Origin of the sequence: Pseudomonas sp. Sample_23, from assembly GCF_004307595.1 — a bacterium.
Classification (GTDB): Bacteria; Pseudomonadota; Gammaproteobacteria; order Pseudomonadales; family Pseudomonadaceae; genus Aquipseudomonas; species Aquipseudomonas atacamensis.
In genome coordinates this window covers 24,484-42,896 of sequence record NZ_RCNX01000101.1, presented here as the reverse complement: position 1 = coordinate 42,896, position 18,413 = coordinate 24,484, and the positions used below count along the sequence as shown (strand labels likewise).

The 18,413-nt window shown below is 58.9% G+C and carries 20 protein-coding genes, 1 tRNA gene and 1 pseudogene; 15 read left to right on the top strand and 7 right to left on the bottom strand.

What is annotated here, in order from left to right; genetic code table 11:
- The 6 genes and pseudogenes from D8U82_RS26440 to D8U82_RS26415 all read right to left on the bottom strand — a co-directional run.
- Positions 1 to 187, bottom strand: a pseudogene (locus tag D8U82_RS26440) (hypothetical protein); the annotation flags it as partial.
- On the bottom strand, positions 184 to 792 hold the full coding sequence (locus D8U82_RS26435) for a hypothetical protein (protein WP_130903265.1): 609 nt from the start codon (positions 790 to 792) through the stop codon (positions 184 to 186). The pseudogene D8U82_RS26440 and the gene D8U82_RS26435, both read right to left, overlap by 4 nt.
- Entirely contained in the window at positions 789 to 1,109 is a 321-nt protein-coding gene (locus tag D8U82_RS26430) for an AlpA family phage regulatory protein (RefSeq protein ID WP_130903264.1), read from the bottom strand. Before D8U82_RS26430 ends, D8U82_RS26435 begins: the two co-directional genes overlap by 4 nt.
- Positions 1,110 to 1,197: 88 nt before the next feature.
- Entirely contained in the window at positions 1,198 to 2,037 is an 840-nt protein-coding gene (locus tag D8U82_RS28190) for a hypothetical protein (protein WP_177434105.1), read from the bottom strand.
- Positions 2,038 to 2,317: 280 nt separating this feature from the next.
- Positions 2,318 to 3,559: an integrase arm-type DNA-binding domain-containing protein gene (locus D8U82_RS26420; protein ID WP_130903263.1), complete on the bottom strand. Its 1,242-nt coding sequence runs from the start codon at positions 3,557 to 3,559 to the stop codon at positions 2,318 to 2,320.
- A gap of 164 nt (positions 3,560 to 3,723) precedes the next feature.
- Positions 3,724 to 3,808, bottom strand: a tRNA-Leu gene (locus D8U82_RS26415).
- 108 nt (positions 3,809 to 3,916) lie between these two features.
- On the opposite strand from D8U82_RS26415, the gene queA reads away from it, so the two are divergent.
- The 6 genes from queA (at position 3,917) to D8U82_RS26385 (ending at position 10,021) form a co-directional block, all read left to right on the top strand.
- Positions 3,917 to 4,981, top strand: a complete 1,065-nt coding sequence (gene queA / locus D8U82_RS26410; protein ID WP_016773315.1) for a tRNA preQ1(34) S-adenosylmethionine ribosyltransferase-isomerase QueA — start codon at positions 3,917 to 3,919, stop codon at positions 4,979 to 4,981.
- Positions 4,982 to 4,995: 14 nt separating this feature from the next.
- Entirely contained in the window at positions 4,996 to 6,111 is a 1,116-nt protein-coding gene (gene tgt, locus D8U82_RS26405) for a tRNA guanosine(34) transglycosylase Tgt (protein ID WP_160768392.1), read from the top strand.
- A 43-nt stretch (positions 6,112 to 6,154) separates the two neighbouring features.
- Entirely contained in the window at positions 6,155 to 6,493 is a 339-nt protein-coding gene (gene yajC / locus D8U82_RS26400) for a preprotein translocase subunit YajC (protein WP_016773317.1), read from the top strand.
- 65 nt (positions 6,494 to 6,558) lie between these two features.
- On the top strand, positions 6,559 to 8,427 hold the full coding sequence (gene secD / locus D8U82_RS26395) for a protein translocase subunit SecD (protein WP_016773318.1): 1,869 nt from the start codon (positions 6,559 to 6,561) through the stop codon (positions 8,425 to 8,427).
- Between the two features lie 9 nt (positions 8,428 to 8,436).
- Complete coding sequence (gene secF, locus D8U82_RS26390; RefSeq protein ID WP_016773319.1) at positions 8,437 to 9,351, top strand: protein translocase subunit SecF; 915 nt, start codon at positions 8,437 to 8,439, stop codon at positions 9,349 to 9,351.
- 121 nt (positions 9,352 to 9,472) lie between these two features.
- Entirely contained in the window at positions 9,473 to 10,021 is a 549-nt protein-coding gene (locus D8U82_RS26385) for a glycine zipper 2TM domain-containing protein (protein WP_007916907.1), read from the top strand.
- Positions 10,022 to 10,264: 243 nt separating this feature from the next.
- Here D8U82_RS26385 and suhB read toward each other — a convergent pair whose 3' ends face one another.
- A complete protein-coding gene (suhB, locus tag D8U82_RS26380) occupies positions 10,265 to 11,083 on the bottom strand; it encodes an inositol-phosphate phosphatase (RefSeq protein WP_130903262.1) in 819 nt (272 codons plus the stop codon).
- A 145-nt stretch (positions 11,084 to 11,228) separates the two neighbouring features.
- On the opposite strand from suhB, the gene trmJ reads away from it, so the two are divergent.
- The 9 genes from trmJ (at position 11,229) to fdx (ending at position 18,408) form a co-directional block, all read left to right on the top strand.
- Complete coding sequence (gene trmJ / locus D8U82_RS26375; protein WP_073473313.1) at positions 11,229 to 11,999, top strand: tRNA (cytosine(32)/uridine(32)-2'-O)-methyltransferase TrmJ; 771 nt, start codon at positions 11,229 to 11,231, stop codon at positions 11,997 to 11,999.
- A gap of 3 nt (positions 12,000 to 12,002) precedes the next feature.
- The gene (gene cysE / locus D8U82_RS26370) at positions 12,003 to 12,779 is read left to right on the top strand and encodes a serine O-acetyltransferase (protein WP_024014221.1); all 777 of its coding nucleotides are present in this window, start codon (positions 12,003 to 12,005) and stop codon (positions 12,777 to 12,779) included.
- A 240-nt stretch (positions 12,780 to 13,019) separates the two neighbouring features.
- Positions 13,020 to 13,511 carry a Fe-S cluster assembly transcriptional regulator IscR gene (gene iscR / locus D8U82_RS26365; RefSeq protein WP_130903261.1) on the top strand — a complete coding sequence of 164 codons (492 nt, stop codon included), beginning with the start codon at positions 13,020 to 13,022 and terminating at the stop codon, positions 13,509 to 13,511.
- A 50-nt stretch (positions 13,512 to 13,561) separates the two neighbouring features.
- Positions 13,562 to 14,776 carry an IscS subfamily cysteine desulfurase gene (locus tag D8U82_RS26360; RefSeq protein WP_016773324.1) on the top strand — a complete coding sequence of 405 codons (1,215 nt, stop codon included), beginning with the start codon at positions 13,562 to 13,564 and terminating at the stop codon, positions 14,774 to 14,776.
- A 100-nt stretch (positions 14,777 to 14,876) separates the two neighbouring features.
- Complete coding sequence (gene iscU / locus D8U82_RS26355) at positions 14,877 to 15,263, top strand: Fe-S cluster assembly scaffold IscU (protein WP_003227907.1); 387 nt, start codon at positions 14,877 to 14,879, stop codon at positions 15,261 to 15,263.
- 34 nt (positions 15,264 to 15,297) lie between these two features.
- On the top strand, positions 15,298 to 15,621 hold the full coding sequence (gene iscA, locus D8U82_RS26350) for an iron-sulfur cluster assembly protein IscA (RefSeq protein WP_003227904.1): 324 nt from the start codon (positions 15,298 to 15,300) through the stop codon (positions 15,619 to 15,621).
- Positions 15,622 to 15,629: 8 nt separating this feature from the next.
- Positions 15,630 to 16,151 carry a co-chaperone HscB gene (hscB, locus tag D8U82_RS26345; protein WP_016773325.1) on the top strand — a complete coding sequence of 174 codons (522 nt, stop codon included), beginning with the start codon at positions 15,630 to 15,632 and terminating at the stop codon, positions 16,149 to 16,151.
- Positions 16,152 to 16,201: 50 nt separating this feature from the next.
- On the top strand, positions 16,202 to 18,067 hold the full coding sequence (gene hscA / locus D8U82_RS26340) for a Fe-S protein assembly chaperone HscA (RefSeq protein ID WP_130903260.1): 1,866 nt from the start codon (positions 16,202 to 16,204) through the stop codon (positions 18,065 to 18,067).
- A complete protein-coding gene (fdx, locus tag D8U82_RS26335) occupies positions 18,067 to 18,408 on the top strand; it encodes an ISC system 2Fe-2S type ferredoxin (RefSeq protein WP_016773327.1) in 342 nt (113 codons plus the stop codon). Before hscA ends, fdx begins: the two co-directional genes overlap by 1 nt.
- The last annotated feature ends 5 nt before the right edge of the window (positions 18,409 to 18,413 follow it).

The window sequence follows — 18,413 nt, the reverse complement described above, 5'->3', positions numbered from 1 at the left end:
TTTCGCAGTGGAGGGAGAGGGCGCACCAGGTGCCGTCGGCCCAACTCAGTACGCTGACCACGCGGCCTCGCTTTTCCTGTTGGCAGCGGTGGCGTTCAAGGCGCTGCATGAGGCGAGTAGAGAATCCGATACGGCGCAGCACGGAGAACGGCTGCATCAGGGCGTTATCAGCGATCTTGCGATTCATGCTGCCTCCTGCGCATTAGCGAACAGCGGAGGCGGTGTTTCGCCTTTGAGCCAGGCGAGGATCTTGCTGTCTTCAACACAGCGGCGACGGTGTACAACTGACATTTGCTCGCGGCGTTGTGCAACACACTCCTCGACGTAACCGTTCAGGTCGGAGGTCAAGCGCATATCTTGGTGAACGCGCTCACTTGTCGTCTTCTCGACGGCGAGATCCTCATCCATGATGCGCTGCCATACCGCCGGATCGTTCGCGAATCCCGCTGATTGATCGACGAGCCAGTAGGTAACCCAGTCGGTCATGCCGCGCGATTTCAGCGAGGCGAGGCGGCTTTCGCTCATGGCGAAATAGCCGGAGCCGTGAACACTCGAAAACTCTCTGCGCACCGCATTTTTGCGGATCAGTTCGGGCAGTTCCCAAGGATTGGCTTTGAGTGGAAGTACTAGGCCGTCAGGGCTGAAAAAGAACGCTTCTTGCTCTTCGCCGTTCCAGCTCACACCCGCAATAGTGCGATGGCGCCAGTTAATTTCACTAGGTTGGTAGAGGCGAAATCCGATGCTGTACGAGTCAAAGAATGGTCGCTTGAAAGGGCAGTAATCGCGCTTCATGCGGCCACCTGATCACGGGCCTCAATGCGGCTTTTGACCCAGGTCTGGACTTCAGAAAGAACCCACGCGACAGGAGCTCCGCGTGCGTTGCTATTGCTCAGTTTTACTGGTCGTGGAAAACCACTTTCAGGGCACTGCATCAGCTTGTAGAGAGTCGAGCGCTTGAGTCCCGTAGCTATCTCAAGACGCGGCATGCGAATGAGGGTAGTGGCGGGATCAAACGGAGTGGCTAGATCTGGTACGGCGGAAGGAGAGTCGAAAGGATTAGCAAGATTTGAAAAGGTTGGAGCGGTGAATTGGGTGAGGTTCTTTGTCATTGGTATTGCTCTCGATTGGTTTGGACGAGAGCAATGGTCTAGAGATTGGGCGGCGGTGAGCAGTTCACTTCCATTTGAAATTTCAGGTTTACACCACGAAGTTGCGCTTGAGAATTGCCTCGACACTTTTACGAGACAACGCCTTTTCGGTTTCAAGGGCGATCCATCCAGCGCGCTGCGCGGGTGGTTTTGCGACTTCCTGCTCGAGCCAGGAATGTACCTTCGAAGTTATGTCCCTGTGTGACATGCCGCTCGCCAAGTAATGAAGGCCCTGCTTAGTGATAGCCGCATCGCGGGTGGTCATGTCTTGAGCACGCCCTATCCCACTGACGACGCCACCTTTCTTGCGAATGGCGTTTTTTATAGCTCTATCTGCGGTTGGGGTCAGCTCATCATCGATAAGGCAGGGAAGTGAAGTAATCGGTTCCAGATGAAGCGCGTATTGCTCGAGCGCCTCAATGCGTTCGTGCGGGTCAATCTGAGTCTCGACGAAATTACAGTAGAAGCTCCAAGGCCAGTCGGTCGGATGCTTCGACACGTATGACCAGACCTTTTGATCGGCTTCACGCATCCAGTCGCTCAAAATGCCGAGTGCCTTCACAGCGCAGGCCATGATGTAGGCCGCATGTGCCTCTCGATCCGAAGCAGCGTGACACCCGCTGTATTGACGAACCCAGTGCGCGAGGCGCGCTCTGTGGTCGGTAGAGGCGTACTGGAAAATAGTTTCCTCATGCATGGTCGCCTTGATGCACATACTGCTGAGATCGCTGCTGATGCCGCTGCTCTGGATGCGCTGGCAACACTGATCGATCAAGTAACACACATCAGTGAGCTGTTCACGGCACAGGGCATAAAGCGACTGGTCAGATAGGAAACCCCTCAAGCCAGACGTAAGTGCCGAATGCGCGATGCTTTGGTTAGTAGTCATTGGTCAGAGGCTCGCGAATTGTGTGCGCCTCGATCCCGCGCCCTATATTTGGCGAGCATCACCAGCGAAACGCCTCTTTCAGCACGCGGCAAGAATTTGCCCGCAGCAGGGCAAGGGCTCGGTTTGGCGTTACACGTTTGAGCCGAGTTACACCGGGAGTAGGGGGAACCGAGCATTCGTGTAACGGGCGTGAAAGCCAATGAATTCGGGCGTTTCGCATAGGTCGTTACACGCGTAACACCTGTAACACCGCTTTTGGAGGAAGTACGGATGTACGTGCTCATACCACCTCAACAAGAGGTGCGTGAGTGAGATTCCCAGCAGCCAACTGATCTAGGTAATCCGCGTACCACTGCATCATCTTCACTCTGTGATCGAGATATTGAGCCTTGTTGTAGATCCCAGAAATCCCCTCTTCTTTGTGAGCTAGCTGCGCTTCTACGTGTTCTTTTGGCCAACCGTGTTCCCTGAGCAAGGTACTAGCGGTGTGGCGAGTTCCATGGCCGACCAAGCGACCTTTATAACCAACCGTTGCGAAGACTTTGTTAATGGTGTTTTCACTGATTGTCGGGTTCTTGGCTCCGACGCCGGGAAACAACCACCGACCGCGCCCTGTTAGACATTGGAGTTCTTTAAGAGCGGATAACGCCTGCTTGGGAAGTGGGCACACGAAATCCCTGCGCATTTTCATTTTGGCGGCCGGTGTCGTCCAGATGGCTTTATCAAGGTCGAACTCTTTCCATTCGGCCAAGCGGACCATTCCCGGTCTCGATGCCGTCCATATGCAGAGCCATGCTGCAGTTCGGGCCGTTAGTCTGCTGGGTGTGTGTTTTAGCGCGATCAGAAAGTCGCCAAGTTCAGGTTCCAGCAAATGAGGATGCTGTTGCGTTTTCGGTGCTTGAGCGGCGATATCCCGGAGCCGGCTTCCCGGGTCGTTCTCGGTCAAGCCTAAACCGATGGCTCGACCGAATATCTGATTGATCCAGGTGCGACACTTTTCCGCTACATTGTGGGCGTCCCGCGCTTCTATGGATGCTTGCAGTTCCGCGCAATCTGTACGGGTTATTTCGTCGAGAGGTTTGTCCCCTAGTGCTGGAAGAATGTCCTTGTCGAGGTACGTACGAATCTTATTGAGGGTGGACGGAGCCAGACCCTTTTCTTCTTTTGCCTTTAACCAAGCGTCAGCAGCCGCTCGGAATGTTCGAGTTTTAGCAGCATCTATTGCCGCTTTAGCTGATCGCTTTTGTTCGAGGGGATCAGCACCACTGCTCACTACTTTGCGTAGCTCAGCAGCTTTGTCTCTTGCTAGCGCGCCGCTTACCTCTGGGTAACCCCCCAGCCCCATCCACGCCCAATTACCCGCCGGGCGTTTATAGCGGAGCTGCCAGGACTTACCTCCATCAGGTTTGACCCTGAAGTAGAGGCCATTTCCATCCAGCTCTCGGTATTCCTTTGATTCCGGCTCCAGTCCCGCGAGTGTCGTATCTGCGAGAGGCCGACGCTTGATATCTGCGCGCTTCATCCTTGTATCCCAAAGTTCGGTACTTTTCTCAGGATACAAGCAGGGATACAGGGATACAACGGATAAGGATGGACAGGGGTAGACAGACAGGCACAAAAAAACCGGCCAAGAGGCCGGTTTCTTTGGGTCTGAGAGACTGGTAGAGACTCTCAGATACAGCTATATGGTGCCCCGAGGGAGACTCGAACTCCCACTCCTTTCGAAAACGGATTTTGAATCCGCCGCGTCTACCAATTCCGCCATCAGGGCTCAATGGCGGCGAAGTATAGAGAGGTGATTACCGTTGGTCAATCACGTTTCATGGTCAATTTTTGATATTTCCGCTAGACTTTCCGGCCCTGCTAGACGAACCCCATCATGCGCGTTGCTGACTTTACTTTCGAGCTTCCTGATTCGCTGATCGCCCGCCATCCGTTGGCCGAGCGTCGCGGTAGTCGCCTGCTGACCCTTGATGGGCCGAGCGGCGCCCTGGCACACCGTCAATTCACTGATTTGCTTGAGCATTTGCGCCCGGGCGATTTGATGGTGTTCAACAATACCCGGGTGATTCCGGCGCGGCTGTTCGGGCAGAAAGCGTCCGGCGGCAAGCTGGAAATTCTCATCGAGCGCGTGCTCGATGCGCACCGCGTGCTGGCCCATGTGCGCTCCAGCAAGTCGCCGAAGCCGGGTTCGAAGATCCTTATCGACGGCGGTGGCGAAGCCGAGATGCTGGCGCGTCATGATGCGTTGTTCGAGCTGGGGTTTGCCGAGGAAGTGTTGCCGCTGCTCGACCGCGTCGGGCACATGCCGTTGCCTCCTTATATAGACCGCCCGGATGAAGGCTCGGATCGCGAGCGTTATCAGACCGTGTATGCCCAGCGTCTGGGCGCGGTGGCGGCGCCGACGGCGGGTCTGCATTTCGATGAGCCGCTGATGCAGGCGATTGCTGCCAAGGGCGTCGAGACTGCGTTCGTGACGTTGCACGTCGGCGCGGGGACGTTTCAGCCGGTGCGTGTCGAGAAGATCGAAGATCACCACATGCACAGCGAGTGGCTGGAAGTCGGCCAGGATGTGGTCGATGCGGTGGCGGCGTGCCGTGCGCGTGGCGGTCGGGTGATTGCGGTCGGCACCACCAGCGTGCGTTCGCTGGAGAGCGCGGCGCGCGATGGTGTGCTCAAGCCGTTCAGTGGCGACACCGACATCTTTATCTATCCGGGCCGGCCGTTTCATGTGGTCGATGCCCTGGTGACCAATTTCCATTTGCCGGAATCCACGCTGTTGATGCTGGTTTCCGCGTTTGCCGGTTATCCCGAAACCATGGCTGCCTACAAGGCCGCCGTGGAAAACGGATACCGCTTTTTCAGTTACGGGGATGCGATGTTCATCACCCGCAATCCCGCTCCAACTGCCCCTGAACAGACAGGCCCAGAGGAAACAGAATGAGTCGCGAATGTCGAATGTCCTTTGAGCTGCTGGCCACCGATGGCAAGGCTCGTCGTGGTCGCCTGACCTTCCCCCGTGGCACCGTCGAGACCCCGGCGTTCATGCCGGTCGGCACCTACGGCACGGTCAAGGGCATGCTGCCGCGCGACATCGTCGCCACTGGCGCGGAAATCATTCTGGGCAACACCTTTCACCTGTGGTTGCGTCCCGGCACTCAAGTGATCAAGGAACATGGCGACCTGCACGATTTCATGCAGTGGAAAGGCCCGATCCTCACCGACTCCGGCGGCTTCCAGGTGTTCAGCCTCGGCGCGATGCGCAAGATCAAGGAGGAGGGCGTGACCTTCGCTTCTCCGGTCGACGGCGCCAAAGTGTTCATGGGCCCGGAAGAGTCGATGCAGGTGCAGCGCGATCTCGGTTCCGACATTGTGATGATCTTCGACGAATGCACGCCGTATCCGGCTGACGAAGACGTCGCGCGGGTATCGATGGAGTTGTCGCTGCGCTGGGCGCAGCGTTCGAAGAATGCCCACGGCGACAACACCGCAGCGCTGTTCGGTATCGTCCAGGGCGGCATGCATGAAAACCTGCGCATGCGCTCGCTCGAAGGCCTCGACAAGATCGGCTTCGACGGCCTCGCCATCGGCGGTCTGTCGGTGGGCGAACCGAAGCACGAAATGATCAAGGTGCTGGATTATCTGCCGGGCCAAATGCCCGCTGACAAACCTCGTTACCTTATGGGCGTTGGCAAACCGGAAGATCTGGTTGAGGGTGTGCGCCGCGGGGTGGACATGTTCGATTGCGTGATGCCAACCCGTAATGCCCGCAATGGGCATCTGTTCATCGATACCGGTGTGCTGAAGATCCGTAACGCGTTCCATCGCCATGATGAATCGCCGCTGGATCCGACCTGCGATTGCTACACCTGCCAGAACTTCTCGCGCGCTTATCTGCATCACCTGGACAAGTGCGGCGAAATGCTCGGCAGCATGCTCAATACCATCCATAACTTGCGCCATTATCAGGTGCTGATGGCTGGTTTGCGCGAGGCTATTCAACAGGGTACATTGGCCGCCTTTGTCGATGCCTTCTACGCCAAACGCGGACTTCCCGTTCCGCCTTTGGACTGAGTTTTCTGACCCCAAGATTCAACATTTGCAACTGGAGTGCTAAATGAGCTTTTTTATCTCTAACGCCATGGCTGACGCAGCTGCACCGGCTGCTGCAAGCCCAATGGGCGGCGGCTTCGAGTGGATTTTCCTGGTCGGCTTCCTGGTCATCTTCTACCTGATGATCTGGCGTCCACAGGCCAAGCGCGCCAAAGAGCAGAAGAACCTGCTGAGCAGCCTGCAGAAGGGCGACGAAGTCGTGACCACTGGCGGCATCGCCGGCAAGATCACCAAGGTTGCCGATGACTTTGTGGTTCTGGAAGTGTCCGACACCGTGGAAATGAAGTTCCAGAAAGGCGCCATCGCCGCCACGCTGCCAAAAGGCACGCTGAAAGCGATCTAAGAGCAACAACTTCTACTCAATCGACGGGGCGCGCAAGGCGCCCCGCGTTCATAACGGGCGGCGTGATGCTGAACAAATACCCTCTGTGGAAATACATTCTGATCCTGGCGGTGCTGGCGATCGGTCTGATTTATTCCGCTCCCAATCTTTATCCTGATGACCCGGCGATTCAGATCAGCGGCGCCAGCACGGCTCTGCAGGTCAATGACGCCGATCTGGCTCGCGTCAGCACAGCGCTGAAAGAGTCCGGCATCAACGTCAAGGCGGCCACGCTGACGGCTGGCGGCAAGGGCGGTCTGATCCGTCTGAGCAAGGCTGAAGACCAGCTGCCGGCCAAGGACGTAGTACGCAAGGCATTGGGTGATGACTACGTCGTCGCGCTGAACCTGGCACAGACCACCCCGCAATGGCTGCGCAACCTCGGTGCGCACCCGATGAAGCTGGGTCTGGACTTGTCCGGTGGTGTGCACTTCCTGCTCGAAGTGGACATGGACAAAGCCCTCGATGCGCGCCTGAAAGTCTACGAAGGCGACGTCAAGAGCCTGCTGCGCAAAGAGAAGCTGCGCTATCGCAGCCTGCCGCAACTGGGCGGTGCCATTCAGTTGGGCTTCAGCGATGAAGACTCCCGCGAACAGGCCCGTGCGCTGATCCGCAAGAACTTCAACGATTTCGACATTGTTCCGGCCGACCTCAACGGTCAACCGGTGCTGCGTCTGGCGATGACCCCGGCCAAGCTGGCGGAAATCCGTGAATACTCCATCAAGCAGAACCTGACCACGGTACGTAACCGCGTCAACGAGCTGGGTGTTGCCGAACCGATCGTGCAGCGTCAGGGCGCCAACCGCATCGTGGTTGAGCTGCCGGGCGTGCAGGACACTGCCGAAGCCAAGCGTATTCTCGGCAAGACGGCCAACCTTGAGTTCCGTCTGGCCGCCGAGCCGGGCGCTTCGAAAGCCACTTCCGAATCGTTCGAATTCCGCGAAGGCAACCGTCCGCCAGCGCAGATCGAGCGTGGCCTGATCATCACCGGTGACCAGGTCACCGACGCCAAGGCCGGTTTCGGCGAGCACGGCACGCCTGAAGTGAACATCCGTCTGGATGGTCATGGTGGCGAGCTGATGAGCCGCGCGACCCGTTCCAACGTCGGTCGCAGCATGGCGGTGATCTTCATCGAACAGCGTCCGGTCACCACTTACACCAAGCAAGTGGTTGATGGCGTCGAGAAAGACGTTGCGGTGCAGACGTTCAAGGAAGAGAAGAAGATCATCAGCCTGGCGACCATTCAGTCGCCGCTGGGTGCGCAATTCCGCATCACTGGCCTGAACGGTCAGGGCGAGTCGTCCGAACTGGCGCTGCTGCTGCGTGCCGGTGGTCTGGCTGCACCGATGTACTTCGCTGAAGAGCGCACAATCGGTCCGAGCCTGGGTGCTGACAACATCACCAAAGGTATCGATGCTTCCCTGTGGGGCATGCTGTTCGTATCGCTGTTCATCATCGCCATCTACCGCTTCTTCGGCGTCATCGCCACCGTCGCTCTGGCGGTGAACATGGTGCTGCTGCTGGCGTTGATGTCCTTGCTGGGCGCCACGCTGACCCTGCCGGGTATCGCCGGTATCGTCCTGACGATGGGTATGGCGGTCGACGCCAACGTACTGATCTTCTCGCGGATTCGTGAAGAGATCGCCGCTGGCATGACTGTGCAGCGGGCAATCAACGAAGGCTTCGGCCGGGCATTCACCGCGATTCTCGACGCCAACCTGACCACTTTGCTGGTCGGCGGCATTCTCTTCGCCATGGGCACCGGCCCGGTGAAGGGTTTCGCAGTGACGATGTCCCTCGGGATCTTTACCTCGATGTTCACGGCCATCATGGTGACCCGCGCAATGGTCAACCTGATCTTTGGCGGACGTGACTTCAAGAAGTTGTGGATTTAAGGGGCTGCCATGTTACGTACAATCAACTTCATGGGCGTTCGCAACTTCGCGTTCGGCGTCACATTGCTGCTTACCGTCATTGCCTTGTTCAGTGTTGCCACCAAGGGCATGAACTGGGGCCTGGACTTCACCGGCGGTACGCTCATCGAGCTGACCTACGAGCGTCCGGCCGACGTCACCAAGGTGCGCGAGCAACTGGCGACTTCCGGTTATCACGAAGCCGTGGTGCAGAACTTCGGTGCGACCACCGACCTGCTGGTGCGCATGCCGGGTGAAGACCCGCAGTTGGGCCATCAAGTAGCGGAAGCGCTTCAAAAGGTCGGCGGTGACAACCCGGCGACGGTCAAGCGTGTCGAGTTCGTCGGCCCGCAGGTCGGTGAAGAACTGCGCGACCAGGGCGGCCTCGGCATGCTGCTGGCGCTCGGCGGCATCCTGATCTACCTGGCGTTCCGCTTTCAGTGGAAGTTTGCGGTCGGCGCCATTGTGTCGCTGATCCACGACGTGATCGTGACCGTGGGTATCCTCTCGTACTTCCAGATCACCTTCGATCTGACAGTGCTGGCGGCAGTGCTGGCGATCATCGGTTACTCGCTGAACGACACCATCGTGGTCTTCGACCGGGTGCGTGAGAACTTCCGCGTGCTGCGCAAGGCGACGCTGATCGAGAACATCAACATCTCGACCACCCAGACCCTGCTGCGCACCATGGCGACCTCGATCTCCACTCTGCTGGCGATCGCGGCGCTGCTGTTCTTCGGTGGCGACAACCTGTTCGGTTTCTCCATCGCACTGTTCATCGGTGTACTGGCGGGTACCTACTCGTCGATCTACATCGCCAACGTGGTGCTGATCTGGCTGAACCTGACCACCGAGGATCTGATTCCTCCGGCCAACACCGACAAGGAAGTCGACGACCGTCCATAACGGTCAGCGATTTCCCGGCTGTCAGCCAACAAAAGGCGCGAGTTGAACTCGCGCTTTTTTTTGTGCTCCAAGGCTGGGAGAAGCGCGGGCGCGTCCCGCATGTGATGGTCAGGAGGTTCATGTGAACAAGTCGTTGCTGGTTGGTGCGGTATTGGGTGCTGTCGGTGTCACAGCCGGGGGTGCTGTTGCCACCTACAGCCTGGTTAAAAGCGGCCCTGAGTATGCGCAAGTATTAGCCGTTGAGCCGGTCAAGACACAGATCAAGACTCCACGTGAAGTATGCAAGGATGTAACGGTGACCCGTCAGGCACCGGTAAAAGATCAACACCAGATCGCCGGTACCGTGGTCGGCGCGCTGGCCGGTGGTTTACTGGGCAACCAGATTGGCGGCGGTACCGGCAAGAAGATTGCCACGGTGGCCGGTGCGGTCGGTGGCGGTTATGCGGGCAACAAGGTGCAGGAGGGCATGCAGGAGCGTGACACCTACACCACCACGCAAACTCGCTGCAACACGGTCAATGACATCAGCGACAAGGTCGTCGGTTACGACGTGCGTTACTCGCTTGATGGCAAGGAAGGCAAAGTGCGGATGGATCGCGATCCGGGCAACCAGATTCCGGTCGACAAGGAAGGCAAGCTGATCCTGTCGCAGAATGAGCCGGCTCAGTAAGGATTTACGTTTGTGAAAAGAAGCACCCTGCGGGGTGCTTTTTTTATACCCGCGATTCAGGGCAGCGCGCGATTCTCACCTGTGGGAGCGAGCCTGCTCGCGAATACGGTCTACCAGTTGATATTTCCTTTGCTGGCACGCCCTATTCGCGAGCAGGCTCGCTCCCACAGGGAAATTGTGCTGTTTGGAATTGCAGGCATAAAAAAAGCACCCCGAAGGGTGCTTTCTGGTTTCGCGTAAAGCTTAGCGCTTCAGCGAGGCCGGCAGGTGCGGCTGGATCGTCGTCAGAACTGCCTTGAAGCATTTGGTGTTGCCGGCAACGATGTGGCCTTTCTCAAGGAAGTCGTGACCACCGGTGAAGTCGCTCACCAGGCCGCCGGCTTCTTGAATCAGCAGGGCGCCTGCAGCCATGTCCCACTCGGACAGGCCCGATTCCCAGAACGCATCGAAACGACCGGCAGCTACGTAAGCCAGGTCCAGGCTCGCCGAACCGGCGCGGCGGATGCCGGCAGTCTGGCCAACCAGAGCGCGGAACATGCCCAGGTAGTTGTCGAGGTTGTCCATCTGATCGTCACGGAACGGGAAGCCAGTGCCGAGCAGAGCGCCGTCGAGGCTGGTGCGACCACTGACGCGCAGACGACGACCGTTCAGTTGAGCGCCGCGACCACGGCTGGCGGTGAATTCTTCCTGGCGGACCGGGTCCAGAACCACTGCGTGTTCCAGACGACCACGATATTTGCAGGCAATGCTCACTGCAAAGTGCGGAATGCCACGGAGGAAGTTGGTGGTGCCGTCCAGCGGATCGATGATCCACAGGTACTCTTCGCCTTCGATGCCGGTGCCAGCGTGCAGGCCGGTTTCTTCACCCTGAATCGAGTGATTCGGGTAAGCCTTGCGCAGCGCATCGATGATTTTCTGTTCAGCGGCGCGATCGACCTCGGATACGTAATCCTTGGCGTCTTTTTCGTCGACCTTGATGGTATCCAGGCGCTCGATGGAGCGGAAGATCAGTTCACTGGCGCTGCGGGCGGCGCGCAGCGCGATATTCAGCATGGGCTGCATGGATGTGTCACCTAAGGTTGTTAAAGAAAGCCGCGCATTCTATCAGAACTTTTCTTCAGGTGAAGGACGCTGTTCGCTTTCATAGCTTAACGGTAGGCTGTTCTGTAAGATTTGCCCCCCTTTCCTGTGTCCGAGAGCGCCTCCCTTGCTGCAGAACATTCGTGTCGTCCTGGTCAACACCAGCCACCCCGGCAACATCGGCGGGGCCGCGCGCGCCATGAAAAACATGGGTCTGTCGCGACTGGTGCTGGTCGAACCGCGGGTCTTCCCGCACCACGAGGCCGACGCCCGCGCCTCCGGTGCCGGTGACATCCTTGAAAACGCGCAAGTCGTCGCCACCTTGGAAGATGCTCTGGTCGGCTGCAATCTGGTGCTCGGCACCAGCGCCCGCGACCGGCGTATTCCCTGGCCGCTGCTGGACCCGCGCGAATGCGGCAACAAGGTGGTCGAGGAAGCCGGGCAGGGCGCCGAGATTGCTTTGGTGTTCGGCCGTGAAGATTCCGGCCTGACCAATGAAGAGCTGCAGCGATGTCATTTTCACGTGCACATCCCTTCCGACCCGACGTTCAGTTCGCTGAATCTCGGGGCGGCGGTGCAGGTATTGAGCTATGAAGTGCGCATGGCCTGGCTGGCTGCACAGGGTCAGCCGAGCAAGGTCGAAAAAGAAGAAGTGGCCTCGGTGAAAAGTGCCGAGCTGGCGACCATGGATGAGCTGGAGCGATTCTATGAGCACCTGGAGCAGACGCTGGTTGCCATCGAATTCCTCGACCCGGAAAAGCCACGCCACTTGATGGCGCGCCTGCGCCGGTTGTACGGACGCAGCTCGGTCAGCCGGGCGGAAATGAATATTTTGCGTGGCATCCTCACGGAAACCCAGAAAGCGGCCCGTGGCGAGCTTCTAAAGCGGAAGGATTAAATGATGTTTGAGCGTTTGCGTGAAGATATCCAAAGCGTATTCCATCGAGACCCGGCGGCGCGTAACGCTTTTGAAGTCCTGACCTGCTACCCCGGCATGCATGCGATCTGGATTCATCGTCTGGCCGGCATGCTCTGGCGCAATGAGTTGAAGTGGCTGGCGCGACTAGTGTCGAACTTCGGTCGCTGGCTGACCGGGATCGAGATTCATCCGGGCGCCAAGGTCGGTCGGCGGTTCTTCATCGACCACGGCATGGGCATCGTTATTGGTGAAACCGCCGAGATCGGCGACGACGTCACCATATATCAAGGCGTGACCCTCGGCGGCACCAGCTGGAACAAAGGCAAGCGCCACCCGACACTGGGTGACGGCGTGGTGGTTGGTGCTGGCGCCAAGGTGCTTGGCCCGTTCACGGTGGGTGCCGGCGCCAAAGTCGGCTCCAACGCTGTGGTCACCAAGGAAGTGCCGCCGGGCGCCACGGTGGTGGGGATTCCGGGGCGGATCATCGTCAAGACCGACGAAGAGCAGGACGCCAAGCGCAAAGCCATGGCGGAGAAGATCGGTTTCGACGCCTACGGTGTCAGCGAAGACATGCCCGACCCGGTGGCCCGGGCCATTGGCCAGTTGCTCGATCATCTGCAGGCAGTGGACGGTCGCCTGGAAGGCATGTGCGGCGCGCTGAAGGATCTGGGCAGCAATTACTGTGCGAAAGATCTGCCTGAGCTGCGTGAAGAAGACTTCGCTTGCGTCAAGGGCAAGGACGAATCGAAAGCAGGCTGAATCGCGGCGCTGCTTTTCGCGAGCAGGCTCGCTCCCACAAGAGCAATGCATTCCAATGTGGGAGCGAGCCTGCTCGCGAAGAACGATCACGCGGTTGCGCTGGCTGTCCGCGCCCCGTCTTTGCTATAGTGCGCGCGCTCTTTTGCGGGTAAACCCGACTAAAGCACTAGGTCTTATAGTTGACTTAAATGCTCGGGAATTGCATACTCCCGCCCATTCCGAACTCCGTGGTAACTGTCCATGCGACTGACTACAAAAGGCCGATACGCCGTGACCGCCATGCTTGACCTGGCGTTGCACGCGCAGCACGGGCCGGTGTCTCTGGCCGATATCTCCGAGCGCCAAGGCATCTCCCTGTCCTACCTCGAACAGCTGTTCGCCAAGCTGCGCCGCAGCAACCTGGTTTCCAGCGTTCGCGGTCCGGGTGGTGGCTACCAGTTGTCCCGCGACATGCAGGGCATCCAGGTCGCCCAGGTGATCGATGCGGTGAACGAATCGGTCGATGCCACCAAGTGCCAGGGCCAGGGCGATTGCCATTCCGGCGATACCTGCCTGACCCATCATCTGTGGTGCGACTTGAGCCTGCAGATTCACGAATTTCTGAGCGGTATCAGCTTGGCCGACCTTATGACTCGCCGTGAGGTACAAGAAGTGGCCCAGCGTCAGGACCAGCGCCGTTGCAGCAGCAAGGCGCCACGCCTGGACAAGATTGAAGCGTCCGCCGTCGAATGACAGCCGAAGAGCTACCCGCGGCACGCCAGCCCTGATTTAGGAGATAGTCCATGAAATTGCCGATTTACCTTGATTACTCTGCAACCACCCCGGTTGATCCGCGCGTTGCGCAGAAAATGAGTGAATGCCTGCTGGTCGACGGAAACTTCGGTAACCCGGCGTCCCGCTCCCACGTGTTCGGCTGGAAGGCTGAAGAGTCCGTCGAAAACGCTCGTCGTCAGGTGGCCGATCTGGTCAATGCCGACCCGCGCGAAATCGTCTGGACCTCCGGTGCCACCGAATCCGACAACCTGGCGATCAAGGGCGCGGCACATTTCTACGCCTCCAAGGGCAAGCACCTGATCACCAGCAAGATCGAGCACAAGGCTGTCCTCGACACCATGCGCCAGCTGGAGCGTGAAGGCTTCGAAGTGACCTACCTCGAGCCGACCGAAGACGGTCTGATCACCCCGGCAATGATCGATGCTGCACTGCGCGAAGACACCATTCTGGTGTCGGTGATGCACGTCAACAACGAAATCGGCACCATCAACGACATCGCCGCCATCGGCGAGATGCTGCGCGCCAAAGGCGTGCTGTTCCATGTCGACGCGGCTCAGTCCACCGGCAAGGTCGAAATCGATCTGCAGAAGCTGAAAGTAGACATGATGTCGTTCTCCGCCCACAAGACTTATGGCCCTAAAGGCATCGGCGCGCTGTACGTCAGCCGCAAGCCGCGTGTGCGCATCGAAGCAACCATGCACGGCGGCGGTCACGAGCGCGGCATGCGTTCCGGCACCCTGGCGACCCACCAGATCGTCGGCATGGGCGAAGCGTTCCGCGTAGCCAAGGAAGACATGGCCGCTGAAAACGTGCGCATCAAAGCCTTGAGTGATCGTTTCTACAAGCAGGTCGAGCATCTGGAAGAGCTGTACGTCAACGGCAGCCTGACCGCCCGCGTTCCGCACAACCTGAACCTGAGCTTCAACTACGTTGAAGGCGAGTCGCTGATCATGGCGCTCAAGGATCTGGCGGTATCGTCCGGTTCGGCCTGCACCTCGGCGTCGCTGGAGCCTTCGTACGTACTGCGCGCCCTGGGCCGCAACGACGAACTGGCACACAGCTCGATCCGCTTTACCTTCGGCCGTTTCACCACCGAAGAAGAAATCGACTACGCCGCGCAGAAAGTCTGCGAGGCCGTTACCAAGCTGCGCGCTCTGTCGCCGCTGTGGGACATGTACAAAGACGGCGTCGATATCTCGAAAATCGAGTGGGCGGCACACTAACTATAGAAGCCGCCGGATACAGATCCTGTAGCGACGCGGCGTTAACGCAGCGCAGTTGCAGGGTCTCAAGAGCGGCCCTGATGAGTGAGGATTGAGAATCATGGCTTACAGCGAAAAGGTCATCGACCACTACGAAAACCCGCGCAACGTCGGCAAGATGAACGCGGAAGATCCTGATGTCGGCACCGGCATGGTCGGCGCTCCGGCGTGCGGCGACGTGATGCGTCTGCAGATCAAGGTCAACGATCAGGGCGTTATCGAAGACGCCAAGTTCAAGACCTACGGTTGCGGTTCGGCAATCGCCTCCAGCTCCCTCGCCACCGAGTGGATGAAGGGCAAGACCCTGGACGAAGCCGAAACCATCAAGAACACTCAGCTGGCCGAAGAACTGGCCCTGCCGCCAGTGAAAATCCACTGCTCCGTGCTCGCAGAAGACGCTATCAAAGCGGCAGTTCGCGACTACAAGCAGAAGAAAGGCTTGATCTGAATTTCAAGATTCGGCGACGAGTAAGGAGTCAACGATGGCTATCAGCATGACAGAAGCGGCTGCTCGACACGTGCGGCGCTCCCTCGACGGGCGCGGCAAAGGTGAAGGGATTCGTCTGGGTGTTCGCACCACAGGCTGTTCCGGCCTTGCCTACGTGCTGGAGTTTGTCGACGAGGTGGTGGCGGAAGATCAGGTGTTCGAGAGTCACGGCGAAAAAGTGATCATCGACCCGAAAAGCCTGGCCTACCTGGACGGCACCGAGCTCGACTTCGTCAAGGAAGGGTTGAACGAAGGCTTCAAGTTCAACAACCCCAACGTGCGCGGTGAATGTGGCTGCGGCGAAAGCTTCAACATCTGAGGCTGGTCGTGGGTATTCCTTGTCATTTCGCTTTATTCGAGCTGCAACCGAGCTTCCGGCTGGATCTCGAGCAGTTGGCCACGCGCTACCGTGAGTTGGCGCGCGGCGTCCATCCTGACCGCTTTGCCGATGCATCCGAACGCGAGCAGCGCTCGGCGCTCGAGCAATCGGCGCGGCTCAACGACGCCTACCAGACGCTCAAGAGCCCGGCCCAGCGCGCACGCTACCTGCTGAAAATCAGCGGGCATGAAGTGCCGATGGAAGTCACCGTCCACGATCCCGAGTTTCTTTTGCAGCAGATGCAATGGCGCGAAGAGCTTGAAGATCTGCAGGACAGTGCCGACCTCGACGGTGTCGCGGTATTCAAGCGTCGCTTGAAGGCGGCTCAGGAACAGCTCAACGAAAGCTTCGCAGCCTGTTGGGATGATGCAGCGCAACGCGAGCAGGCCGAACGCCTGATGCGGCGCATGCAGTTCCTCGACAAGCTCACCTACGAAGTGCGCCAGCTGGAAGAGCGCCTCGACGATTAACCCAGTGCTGCCCTGATTGCACGCTGACAGACAGACAAGACCTGATCACCATGGCTTTACTGCAGATCGCCGAACCCGGCCAAAGTCCTCAACCGCACCAGCGTCGTCTGGCTGTGGGCATCGACTTGGGTACTACCAATTCGCTGGTCGCTGCGCTGCGCAGTGGTCTTTCCGAACCGCTGGCCGACGCCAACGGGCAGGTCATCCTGCCGTCCGCCGTGCGTTATCACGCCGACCGCGTCGAAGTCGGTGAGTCCGCCAAGCTGGCGGCATCCTCCGATCCCCTGAACACCGTGCTCTCGGTCAAGCGCTTGATGGGTCGTGGTCTGTCCGACGTCAAGCAATTGGGCGAGCAGTTGCCGTATCGCTTTGTCGGCGGCGAATCGCACATGCCGTTCATCGATACCGTGCAAGGCCCGAAAAGCCCGGTTGAAGTCTCTGCCGATATCCTCAAGGTCCTGCGTCAACGCGCTGAAGCGACCTTGGGTGGCGAACTGGTTGGCGCGGTAATCACCGTTCCTGCCTACTTCGATGATGCGCAGCGCCAAGCCACCAAGGATGCGGCCAAACTCGCCGGTCTGAACGTGTTGCGTCTGCTCAACGAGCCGACTGCTGCCGCTGTGGCGTACGGTCTGGATCAGCACGCCGAAGGTCTGGTGGCGATCTACGATCTGGGCGGCGGTACTTTCGATATTTCCATTCTGCGTCTGACTGGCGGCGTTTTCGAGGTTCTGGCCACTGGCGGCGACAGCGCGCTGGGCGGCGATGATTTCGATCACGCGATTGCCGGCTGGATCATCGAGAGCGCTGGCCTGTCCGCCGATCTCGATCCGGGCGCACAGCGCAATCTGCTGCAAACTGCCTGTGCGGCTAAAGAAGCTCTGACCGACGCCCCCAGCGTTGAGGTGGCTTACGACGACTGGAAAGCCCAGTTGACCCGCGACGCCTTCGATGCGCTGATCGAGCCAATGGTCGCACGCAGCCTGAAAGCCTGCCGCCGCGCCGTTCGCGATTCCGGTATTGAACTGGAAGACGTCCACGCCGTGGTCATGGTCGGCGGTTCGACCCGCGTGCCACGTGTGCGTGAAGCTGTTGCCGAAGCCTTCGGTCGTCAGCCATTGACGGAAATCGACCCGGATCAAGTGGTGGCCATCGGGGCCGCGATCCAGGCTGACACCCTGGCTGGCAACAAGCGCGATGGCGGCGAACTGCTGCTGCTCGACGTGATTCCGCTTTCCCTTGGTTTGGAAACCATGGGCGGTCTGATGGAGAAGGTGATTCCGCGCAACACCACCATCCCCGTCGCCCGCGCTCAGGATTTCACCACCTATAAAGACGGCCAGTCGGCCATGGCGATCCACGTGTTGCAGGGTGAGCGCGAGCTGATCAGCGATTGCCGCTCTCTGGCACGGTTCGAATTGCGCGGCATTCCGGCGATGGTGGCCGGTGCGGCGAAAATTCGCGTGACCTTCCAGGTCGACGCCGACGGTCTGCTCAGCGTGTCTGCCCGTGAATTGGGATCGGGCGTTGAAGCGAGCATTCAGGTCAAACCTTCTTATGGTCTGACCGATGGCGAAATCGCCAAGATGCTCAAAGATTCGTTCCAGCATGCCAATGACGACAAGGTCGCCCGCGTTCTGCGTGAGCAGCAAGTCGATGCCCAGCGCCTGCTCGAAGCAGTGCAGGGCGCGCTTGAGGCCGATGGCGAGCGTCTGCTCGACGCCGAAGAGCGCATGGTCATCGAACTGCAAATGCAGGAACTGGCCGAACTGATGAAAGGTACCGATGGTTACGCCATCGAGCAGCAGACCAAACGTCTGTCGCAAGTGACCGATGCTTTTGCTGCCCGCCGCATGGATCTGACGGTGAAAGCCGCTCTGTCGGGGCGCAACCTGAATGAAATCGAGGATATCTGATGCCGCAGGTCATTTTTCTGCCCCACGAGAAGTTCTGCCCTGAAGGCATGGTGGTCGAGGCTGCGCCCGGCACATCGATTCTCGAACTGGCCCACGAACACCATATCGAGATGGAAAGCGCGTGCGGCGGCGTCTGCGCCTGCACCACGTGCCACTGCATCATCCGCGAAGGTTTCGACTCGCTGGAAGAGGCCGACGAGCTGGAAGAAGACTTCCTCGACCGTGCCTGGGGCCTTGAGGCGCAATCGCGTCTGGCTTGCCAGGCCATCGTCGGTGAGGAAGACCTCACCGTCGAGATTCCGAAATATTCGCTTAACCATGCGGCCGAAGCGCCGCACTGACTGGT